Source organism: Streptomyces sp. NRRL S-495, assembly GCF_000966955.1.
Lineage (GTDB): Bacteria > Actinomycetota > Actinomycetes > Streptomycetales > Streptomycetaceae > Kitasatospora > Kitasatospora purpeofusca.
The window spans coordinates 1-9,663 of the sequence record NZ_JZWY01000876.1; the positions used below are offsets into that span (position 1 = coordinate 1).

General features: G+C 73.9%; 8 protein-coding genes and 2 pseudogenes. All 10 read right to left on the bottom strand.

What is annotated here, in order from left to right:
* The coding region (locus tag VR45_RS35365) for a hypothetical protein (RefSeq protein ID WP_045944018.1) at window positions 1-212 on the bottom strand (212 nt) is incomplete at its 3' end.
* A gap of 62 nt (window positions 213-274) precedes the next feature.
* The gene (locus VR45_RS35370; RefSeq protein ID WP_045944019.1) at window positions 275-1,582 is read right to left on the bottom strand and encodes an NAD(P)/FAD-dependent oxidoreductase; all 1,308 of its coding nucleotides are present in this window, start codon (window positions 1,580-1,582) and stop codon (window positions 275-277) included.
* On the bottom strand, window positions 1,579-2,985 hold the full coding sequence (locus tag VR45_RS35375; protein WP_052709624.1) for a prenyltransferase/squalene oxidase repeat-containing protein: 1,407 nt from the start codon (window positions 2,983-2,985) through the stop codon (window positions 1,579-1,581). The genes VR45_RS35370 and VR45_RS35375 overlap by 4 nt, the downstream gene beginning before the upstream one ends.
* A gap of 125 nt (window positions 2,986-3,110) precedes the next feature.
* Window positions 3,111-3,425, bottom strand: a pseudogene (locus tag VR45_RS50860) (hypothetical protein); the annotation flags it as partial.
* Between the two features lie 55 nt (window positions 3,426-3,480).
* The gene (locus VR45_RS35380; protein ID WP_078897209.1) at window positions 3,481-4,599 is read right to left on the bottom strand and encodes a polyprenyl synthetase family protein; all 1,119 of its coding nucleotides are present in this window, start codon (window positions 4,597-4,599) and stop codon (window positions 3,481-3,483) included.
* Window positions 4,600-4,738: 139 nt separating this feature from the next.
* On the bottom strand, window positions 4,739-5,809 hold the full coding sequence (locus VR45_RS35385) for a prenyltransferase (RefSeq protein ID WP_078897211.1): 1,071 nt from the start codon (window positions 5,807-5,809) through the stop codon (window positions 4,739-4,741).
* Between the two features lie 26 nt (window positions 5,810-5,835).
* The gene (locus VR45_RS35390) at window positions 5,836-7,071 is read right to left on the bottom strand and encodes an acyltransferase (protein WP_045944020.1); all 1,236 of its coding nucleotides are present in this window, start codon (window positions 7,069-7,071) and stop codon (window positions 5,836-5,838) included.
* A gap of 89 nt (window positions 7,072-7,160) precedes the next feature.
* Window positions 7,161-8,327, bottom strand: coding sequence for a 4-hydroxyphenylpyruvate dioxygenase (gene hppD, locus VR45_RS35395; RefSeq protein WP_078897215.1), 1,167 nt, complete (start codon window positions 8,325-8,327; stop codon window positions 7,161-7,163).
* Window positions 8,328-8,748: 421 nt separating this feature from the next.
* Complete coding sequence (locus VR45_RS47495) at window positions 8,749-9,036, bottom strand: hypothetical protein (protein ID WP_159394472.1); 288 nt, start codon at window positions 9,034-9,036, stop codon at window positions 8,749-8,751.
* 389 nt (window positions 9,037-9,425) lie between these two features.
* Window positions 9,426-9,663, bottom strand: a pseudogene (locus VR45_RS35400) (catalase-peroxidase); the annotation flags it as partial.

The following is a 9,663-nucleotide window of genomic DNA, read 5'->3' on the forward strand; positions in this document are numbered from 1 at the left end:
ACGACGACCTGCTCCGCGTGCCGGGCGAGCACCGACGCGGTGAGCATGCCCGCGAAGCCACCGCCCAGGACGACGGCACGGCGCAGCGCGGGACGGCGCGACCGCTCCGTGCGCCGGTCCGCCCGTTCGTCCGCCGCGCCCTCGGCCGCGCCGACGGCTCCGTCCGCTCCGTCGGCCCCGTCCGCACCGTCGGCCCCGCGTGATCGGTCCATCCCCTTGTTCCGTCCTTCCTCGTCGGTCGGCACCCCGGTCGCGCCCGGTCCGGCGGGCCCCGTCACGCCCAGTCCGGCACGCGCCGGGCGCGCGGGTCCGGCAGGCCCAACTGGTGCAGCCGGTCCAGCGCGGTGAACGGGCGTATCCCGAGCCCCGCCATGTTGTAGGTGGCCTGGTACCGGAGCCGCGGGTTGCCGTCCATCCGGCGCAGCACCCGGCGCCCGAGCGCCTGGCCGGACCTGGAGAGCTGGGTGATCATCCGGGTCGCGTCGTGGCTCATCCGGTCCATGTGCCGCACCCAGCCCACGCGCTGCGCCGCGTACGCCTCCAGCGCCCGGTCGACGGTGGCCGTGGACGCAGCGGCGGCGAAGCCCCGGCCGCTCAGGCACGCCGCGAGCGCCTCGGCGTCGGCGATGGCGGTGTTCATGCCCTGGGCCGCCATCGGGTGCACGCAGTGCGCCGCCTCGCCGACCAGGGCGAGCCCGGGGACAGCCAGCACGTCGGCGGTGAACCGCCACAGGTTGAGCAGCTGCCGGCTGCCGAGGCTGGCGCGCAGCCGCTCCTCCAGCGGCCGCAGCGCGGGTGTGCCCGCCAGCAGCTCGCGGCACCAGCCCTCCAGGCGCGCCTGCCGTTCCGGGCCGGTGCCGCGCAACGCGTCGGGGCGCACCTGGGCGTAGAGCCGCATCCGGGCGCCGGGCAGCGGGTAGGCGAGCCGCAGGCCGTCGCCGGTGAGATAGGTCGTCACCTCGGGTGCCGCTGCCGGGACGCCGTCGATGTCGAAGGACAGCAGCCGGTGCCCGTACTCGGCGGACGTCGTCCCGATGCCCGCGTCGCGCCGCAGCTTCGACGAGCGTCCGTCGGCGGCGACCACCAGCGGTGCGGTCAGCTCCCGCTCGCGGCCCTGCCAGGCGACCCGCACTCCCGACACCCGTCCGCCGTCCCGGACCAGCCCGTCGACCAGGGCGCCCGGCCAGGACTCCACCCGTTCGCCCAGGGACTCGCGCAGGGCCGCCAGGATCTCCGGGTAGTCGAGGGAGAACAGTTGGCGGTCCTCGCCGGGCATCGTCCGGTAGTCGAAGAGCATCAGGCGCCGGCCGTCCGCGTCGCGGATCATCAGCTGCCCGAGCGGGACGGCGCCGCGCCGCAGCAGCAGCGGCATGACGCCCCACTCGCGCAGGATCCGCACCGAACTGGGCTGCAGCACCTCGCCCTTGGCGATCGGCACGGGCACCCGCTGCTTCTCCAGCAGGAGCACCCGCAGCCCGGCGAGGTCGAGGGCACGGGCGGTGGCCAGCCCGGCCACCCCGGCGCCGCAGACGATCGCGTCCCAGGGGCCCCGGACCGGGCCCGCGCCCGCGGCCCCGCTCATCGGGTGTCCCCCGTCCCGGCACCGGCCGCCGGCGCCGACACCTCGGACACGTCGGACGAGTCGGACGAGTCGGACGAGTCGGACGGCTCCGACAGGTCCGCCAGTGCAGAGACCGCCGAAAGCGCCGAGAGCGCCAGGCCCTGGGCCATCAGGAAGTCGCTGTAGTGCACATGGTCGCGGATGTACACACACGTCCGGCCGGGCTCCCAGCTCCCGTCCGGCCGCTGGTGCTCCAGCAGCCAGTCGGCGCCGCGCGCCGCCCGCGCACCGTCCCCGCAGGCCGCGAGGGCAAGGACGGCGCGGGCGGTCTCGTCCACCGTTCCGGGCTCTCCCCGGTCGCCGGTGGACCAGGAGCCGTCCGGGAGCTGTGCGGCCCGCAGGCGGTCGAGGGCACGCTGCGCGACCGGGCTCCGGGAGCGGCCGAGCGCGGCCAGCAGCCGCAGCACGGCGACGGTGGCCGGGACGACGCCCCGGTGCCACAGCGCCCGGAAGCCGCCGTCCCGGTCCTGTCGGCGCAGCAGCCACCGCAGGCCCCGCACCAGCCTGGGGTCGCTCGCGGGCACGCCCGCCTCGTGCAGGACCAGCAGCGCCTTCGCCGTGATGTACGGGCAGGGGCCGTCCAGCGGGACGAGGGTGTTGCGGACGAAGGTGCTCCACGAGCCGCGCCGGTCCTGCCGGGCCAGCAGCCAGTCCAGGCCGCGACGCAGCGCGGGGGCGTCGCGGTCGCCCTGCAGCAGCACCTCCAGCACGGCGAGGGAGTCGAGGACGTTCGGCCAGCCCTTGGGTCCGGACCAGGTCCAGCCCCCGGGCGGGCAGTCGTAGAGCGGGAACGGCGCGGTCTGCTGGCAGTCGGCCAGCCAGGTCCTGGTGCGGACGAGCCGGGGGTCGTCCGCGAGCCCGGCCGTGCCCAGGGCGGCGGCCGCGAAGGCCGGGCCGGTGACCTCGACCCGGGCGGTCTCCATCCCGTGGATCATGCACCAGGAGCCGTCCGGCTGGACGGTGGCCCGCAGGTAGTCGAGGCCCGCCGCGACCAGGCGCGCGCCGTCCGGCGACGTGGCGACGCCCGGCGACGTGACCGAGCCCGACGACCCAACGGCGCCCGACGACCCGACGGATTCCGGCGATGCGACCGAGCCGGTGCTCGCCAGGGCCGTGACGACCAGGCCGGTCAGCCAGGGATCACCCCCGTACGAGCCGACGTTCCCCTCCTGGTACTGCACCGCGCCCAGCAGCCGGACGGCCGCCGGTCGCGCGGCCGCGAGCGCACCGCGGGCGAGCGGTCCCGGGGCGCCGAAGCGGGACTGCAGCAGGGCGAGCGCGACGAACGGCGGGGACAGGTAGGACAGCACCTTGCGGCGCAGCGCGGCCGGAAGGAGCACGAGCTCGACCGGGACGCGGGACACCCCGCCGGCGTCGCCGAGGCCCGCCAGGGCCAGGACCAGCGAGCACAGTTGCCGGACCGTGCGGTCCTCAATGGCCTCGACGCCCCCCGCGGCGCCGAGCCAGGCCAGCGCACCAGCGTCAGGGCGGCCGCCGCCATGCAGGTCGCCACGGCGTCCGACGGGAAGCCCTCGAGCGTGCCCCAGCCGCCGTCGGGGTTGCGCACCCGCAGCAGCCAGGCGCAGCCGCCCTCCGCCAGGGCGCGGTCGGCCACGGTGCCCGCCAGGTGCAGGGCCAGGGCCGCGCCCGCGGTGCCGGAGACCGCGGCGGGGCGGGGATTGGTCCACGCGCCCGTGGGCAGCTGGGTGGCGAGCAGCAGGCCGGTGCTCGCCGCCACCGCGCCTTCGAGCCGGTTCTGCCGGTCGAAGCCGTCGTGCGGGTGCTGGTTCAGTGGGAGGGACATCGGCGCTCCGCGGGGTGATGAGGGGGCCGGACTCTGAGCGTGACGGGACGACACGTCACATCACGCGGGCGACGAAGGAGTCGGCCAGGGCGGTGTACTGCGCGCGGACGCCGGCGGGCATCGGCACCAGGTCGAGGCTGGCACGCGCCCTGGCCAGCGCCTGTTCGGCCTCGCGTTCGCAGGCCCGCCGGCCCCCGCACTCCTCGATCAGTTCGGCGGCCTCCAGCAGCACCGCCTCCGCCTCCGCGCCGCCCGCCGGGGAGCGGTCCTCGGCGAGCAGCTCCGCCAGGCGCCGCGCGACGGTCCCGGAGGCGGCGGAGGCGGCGACCACGGGCAGGCTCTTCTTGCGCTCGCGCAGGTCGCCGCGCACGGGCTTCCCGGTGACGGCCGGGTCGCCCCAGATGCCGAGGATGTCGTCGACGCACTGGAACGCCAGGCCCAGCTGTCCCGCCGCCTCGGCCAGCGCGTGGACCAGCGGCTGGTCCGCGCCGCCGAGGACCGCGCCCATCGCGCTGGCCCCGGCCAGCAGGGCGCCGGTCTTGGCCATCGCCATGGCCTGGTACTCGGCCACGGTCACCGTGCCGGGGCCCGACCAGGGGCGCTCGCTGAACCGGATGTCGCACGCCTGGCCCTCCACCAGTTCGCGCAGCGCCACCGCGAGATACCCGGCCGCGGCCGGGCCGTGCGGGCCTCCCTTGGCCAGCAGCAGGTCGAAGGCGAGGACCTGCAGCGCGTCCCCGGCCAGGATCGCTCCGCTGACGCCGAACTCCTTCCAGACCGTCGGGCGCCGTCGGCGTTCCTCGTCGCCGTCCATGATGTCGTCGTGGATCAGGCTGAAGTTGTGGATCAGCTCCGCCGCGGCCGCACCGGGCAGCGCGGCCTCCGCCGGCGCCCCGACGGCCTCGGCGGCCAGTACCGCGAGGGCGGGGCGGACGGCCTTGCCGGAGTCGAGCTCCACCGGCGAACCGTCGGCGCGGCACCAGCCGAGGTGGTAGGAGCTCATCCGGGCGGTCCAGGGCTCCAGCAGCGCGACCGCCTCGCGCAGCAGCGGTTCGGTGAGCTCCCTGGCCCGTCGTGTCGTTCCGGCGGCCAACGAGAGCGGGGACTGCGTGTGCGGGGACTGCGTGTGAGGCGACGGCGTGTGCGGGGGCAGCGTGTGCGCGATCGTCGTCATGGCGGACCCTTCCTGTCGCGGTGGTCGGCTTGCGGGAAAGCTCGGGGGCCGGTCGGTCGCCCGACCCCGGCGGTGCAGCGGTCCGGAACCGAGTGGGTCCGGTTTCGGGTGACGTTCGGTTTCAGGCGGGGACCGGTTTTCAGGCGGGGCGCCGGAGGACGTTGCTGCGCACCGCCCCGGTCAGCCACACCAGGAACGCCGTGAGCGTCACGCCGTAGACGGCCAGCCAGCCGCCGGGTACCCCGCGATCGGTGTTCAGCGCGCTGCCGAGCAGGCTGAGCGTGATCGCACAGGCGGTGATCGGCATGTGCATCGAGGCCAGGAAGGTCACCGCGTTCGCCTTCTCCGGCACGCGCAGGGCCCCGGTGAGCAGTCGGCGGGAGACCCAGGCCGCGACCGGAGCCGTAGCGAGCACCGCGACCGCGCCGGCCACGGGGACGACCCCGGTCCCGGCGAGCACCAGCATCCCGGCGCCCACCGCGAACTGGCCGCCGATGTAGAGGCGGACGAGGCCCGGTCCGTCGAGGGCGACCGCGAGCGTGTGCTTGCCGGTCCGCCGGTCGCCCTCGATGTCGGCGAGGTTCATCACGGACATCCGGAGGAACTGCAGGGCGCAGACCACACCGGCGTAGACGACGTCCGCCCCGGTCACCGAGCCGGACTGCAGGGCGCAGGCCAGCAGCGGCCCCAGCCCGTACAGCACCAGCGCGCAGGCCACCTCGCCCAGCGCGTGGTAGTTCAGCCGCAGCGGCGGGGCCGTGTAGAACCAGGAGAGCGCGGCGATCGCGACCGCCATGACCCGGGTGCCCGTCGTCGGCATGACGGCGATCAGGCCGAGCGAGACGAAGAGCAGCACGAACGCGGCGGAGAGGCTGACCATCGGGCGCAGCAGGCCGCTCACCAGTACCCGGCTGCCGCCCGTCCAGCCCGTCGGCGCGGCGTTGGCCCGGTCGGCGTCGAGGTCGAAGTACTCGTTGCAGTAGTGCGTCATCAGGTGGGTGCACCAGGCGAAGGCCAGGGTGAGGACGAACCAGCCGGGCCGGAAGGCGTGGCCGTCGTGCACCGACATGCTGACCCCGAGGCCGACCACCATCATGCTCTGGACGAGGAACTTGGGCCTGCCCAGCCTGACGAAGGCGCGCACGCGGTCGGCGCGCGGCAGTACGGGCGCGGCGGCGGGGACGGGGGCGGCGATTCCTGTGCTGGTCATGCGTCAGCTCCCTTGCTGTTCATGTGTCAGCTCCCTGTGCTGCCGGGCACCGGAACCGCCGGACGGCGTGCCTCGTCGAGGAGTGGGGGCGGGGACGGGGTGCCCGCGCGGCGCGGCCGGGCGAACCGGCGCATCGCGGGCAGTTCGACGTAGCGGTGGAGCAGCAGGGCGGCGAGCAGGGAGAGGGCGAGGAACAGCGCGGTCGCCGCCATCGCGACGGGTGTGCTCCAGCGGCCGCCGCCCAGGGCCCAGTGGGCGACCATGACGACCGGCCAGTGCACCACGTAGAAGGCGAACGAGGCCTCGCCGAGCCGCACCAGCGCCGGGCGGCGCAGCCAGGACCTGCGGCCGTCGCGGTCCGCCGCCGCGGCCGAGAGGATCAGACCGCACACGGGCACGACGGTCGCGGCGGCCGGCAGGAAGGCGAACGGCAGGGTCGCCAGGGCCGTTCCCAGGGCCAGCACCAGCACCAGCCCGGACAGCGCCATGCCGGGCACGACACCCCGGCCCGCCCGGACGATCCGGGCCAGCAGCATGCCGAGGACGAACTCCGGCAGCCGGCCGAGCGGGAAGAAGTAGGGGATCCAGAACTGCCACTGGGAGACCTCGACCTCCGGCACGGTACGGCCGCCGTGGAACTGCGAGGCGATCCCCGCCACCAGCCACACCGCCAGCACCGCGCACCCGGCGGCGGCCCAGAGCCGCTCCGGGCGGATCCGTCGCAGGCGGGGCAGCAGGAACGGGAAGAGGGCGTAGCAGAACACCTCGACGGCCAGCGACCAGGTGACGATGTTCAGTCCGGCGGTGAAGCCGGGGCCGGGCAGCCACGCGTGCAGCAGCAGCAGGTTGGCCAGTGCGGGCAGCCAGGGGAAGCCGCCGCCCGCCCCGCCCGTGACGGCGGAGCCGGTCGCGAGCACGAACACCAGGAGCAGCGCCCACACCACCAGGTGGTTGGGGTAGACCTTGGCGGCCCTGCGCCGCCAGAACGACCGGGCGCCCTCGCTCCCGCCGCCGCTCTCGCCGTCGCGGGCGGACCAGGTGAGCACGAATCCGCTCAGCACGAAGAACACCGAGACGCCCACCATGCCCAGCGGGAGCACGGCCTTGACGGCCTCTTCGGCCCGGTCGTCCCGGAACACCTTCGCGACGTACCAGGCGTGGGTCAGGAACACCCCCAGCGCACAGAGGAACCGCAGCCCGGTGAGGGACGGGTACCGTTCCACCTGCTGTCCTGCCGGACGCTCCGGCCCTTCGTCGGACACGAGTCCGCTCCCTTCGACGTGGTGACGTGGTGACGTGGTGCCGCGATGACGTGCTGCCGTGCTCCCGTGCTCCCGTGCCGGAGAGCCGCTCAGAGGTTGCCGCGGCGTTCCTGTTCGCGCTCGATGGCCTCGAACAAGGCCTTGAAGTTGCCCTTGCCGAAGCCCTGGGAGCCATGGCGTTCGATGAGTTCGAAGAACACGGTCGGCCGGTCCTGCACCGGCTTGGTGAAGATCTGCAGCAGGTGGCCGTCCTCGTCCCGGTCGGCGAGGATCCCGAGCTCGCGCAGTTCCTCGACCACCGCCCCGGTCCCGTCGAGCCGTTCGCCGACCGCGTCGTAGTAGCTGTCCGGGGTGTCCAGGAACTCGACGCCCCTGGAGCGGAGTTCACGGACGGCCGTGACGATGTCGTCGGTCGCCAGGGCGATGTGCTGGACGCCCGGCCCGCCGTAGAACTCCAGGTACTCGTCGATCTGGGACTTCTTCCGGCCGACCGCCGGCTCGTTGAGCGGGAACTTGACGGTGCGGGTGCTGTCCGCGACGACCTTGGACATCAGCGCCGAGTACTCGGTGGCGATGTCGTCACCGACGAACTCCTTCATATTGGTGAAGCCCATGACGCGGTTGTAGAAGGCCACCCACTCGTCCATCCGGCCCAGCTCGACGTTGCCCACGCAGTGGTCGATGCCGGTCAGCAGCGGCCGCCGGGCGCCGGCGGCCGGCGCCGGCCCGCGGTGCACATAGCCGGGCAGGTACGGGCCGTCGTAGCCGGTCCGCTCGACCAGGCTGTGCCGGGTCTCGCCGTACGTGGCGATCACGGCGGTCCGCACCGTCCCGTGTTCGTCGGCCGCGTCGCGGGGTGCGGCGAGGCCGGTCGCGCCCCGTTCCACCGCGAGGTCGTGGGCACGGCGGGCGTCCGGGACGGCGATCGCCACGTCGAGCACGCCGTCGCCGTGGCGGGCGACGTGCCCGGCGATGAACGCGGCCTCCTCGCCGACCGCGCGGACCACCGAGGTGAAGACGAACCGGATGTCGCCGGAGACCAGGACGTACGACGCCGTCTCCGGGAAGCCGGTCTCCGGTCCGCGGTAGGCGACGAGCCGCATGCCGAACGCGGAGGAGTAGAAATGTGCGGCCTGTTTGGCGTTTCCGACCGCGAACTCGACGGCGTCGATACCCAGGACGGGGAACGCCCCGGTGGACGGGGTCCGCCCGCCGGGGGCCACCGGGGCGGTTTTGGGCAGCACAAGATCGGTCATCAGGTTTCCTTCGTGAGAAGCCCCGGTTCCGGACCGGGGAGAAGACGTGGCTGGGCGCAGCGGGGCAGGGCCGACGGCCACGACCGCCGTCATGGCGTCACGGCGTCGCGCTGCGCACTGCAGGAGCACGCACCCGCACGGGCGCGCGTGGAAGAGGTGACGGTGGAGCGAGGAACACCGGTCAGGCGGTCACAGCGGATCCGGGCACGGCGTGCACACCGCACGGGGCCCCGGACCGGGACAAGGTGAAGGTGGGCGCGCCGCAGAGGCCGCACCGGCCGAACGGGCCGCACCAGCAGAACGCACCGTGGACCGGAGCGGCATCCGCCCGACGGTTCGCGGGCGCGCGGGAATCACGTACGGCGCCCGGCCGCGCGGACGGGACGTCCACCTCGCCGACGCCGGGCCCCGGAGGCGTCGCTCAGCCGGAGCCGGGGAATGATCGCAGGACCGTTGCCGGAAATTCCTCGACGGCCGGCCCCTGGTCAATGCCGGGTCGGGCCGGAACGAATTCCGGGTCGACCTCGAACCGCGCTCCGGAGAACCCCGGGCAATCCTTGCGGACGAGCCCGTCCGGCCCCGCCGAATCCGGCGACAATGCGGGCGCGCGTTCAGAAATGAGTACCATGATCTTCCATTTCCCCCGTTTGTGCACAATGCCCGGATTCAACGGCGAGGCTCTTCTCGAGCCGCAGCCGGACAGGTCCACCCACCCGCCGCTCCCGGAGCATGCCGGGAACGACGGAAAGTGACGGCAGTGCTGGTATCAAGGCGCTATTCATCGGAACTGCCATGGCCTGCGGGGGAGGCGTTTCCACTCCTTCGCTCCCCCAGCGACGGGATCACCCTACCCCATTCCAAGGTCGATTCAAGGGAGTCCCCGACGAATTTTGCCGGACGCACCCGCACTGCGGAACGGAATGGAAATGATTCGGTTCCGCTCGCCCGGAGCGGAATAGGAGTCATTCGGTTCCGGTGTTCCTGGAACGGAATGCACACGCTCCGGTTCCCCCCGAAGGCGGCGGTGCCCCGGCAGACCCGCACAGGCCGCCCGGGGCACCGCCGCCCGGCCGGACGACCGCCCGGCCCGACAGTCGCTCAGCGCAGGTCGAACCGGTCGAGGTTCATCACCTTGGTCCACGCCGCCACGAAGTCCCGGACGAACTTCTCGTCCGCGTCCCCGGAGCCGTAGACCTCGGACAGCGCGCGCAGCTGGGAGTGCGAGCCGAAGACGAGGTCGACGGCGGTGGCCGTCCACTTCGTCGCACCCGTGGCCCGGTCCCGTCCCTCGAAGACGTTCGCCTCCGACGCCGAGGGCTTCCACTCCGTCCCCATG

What these genes read in the sequence shown, in the direction of transcription:
- VR45_RS35370 (WP_045944019.1), bottom strand. Translation starts at nt 1,582, where the DNA reads ATGAGCGGGGCCGCGGGCGCGGGCCCGGTCCGGGGCCCCTGGGACGCG.
- VR45_RS35385 (WP_078897211.1), bottom strand. Translation starts at nt 5,809, where the DNA reads ATGACCAGCACAGGAATCGCCGCCCCCGTCCCCGCCGCCGCGCCCGTA.
- VR45_RS35380 (WP_078897209.1), bottom strand. Translation starts at nt 4,599, where the DNA reads ATGACGACGATCGCGCACACGCTGCCCCCGCACACGCCGTCGCCTCAC.
- hppD (WP_078897215.1), bottom strand. Translation starts at nt 8,327, where the DNA reads ATGACCGATCTTGTGCTGCCCAAAACCGCCCCGGTGGCCCCCGGCGGG.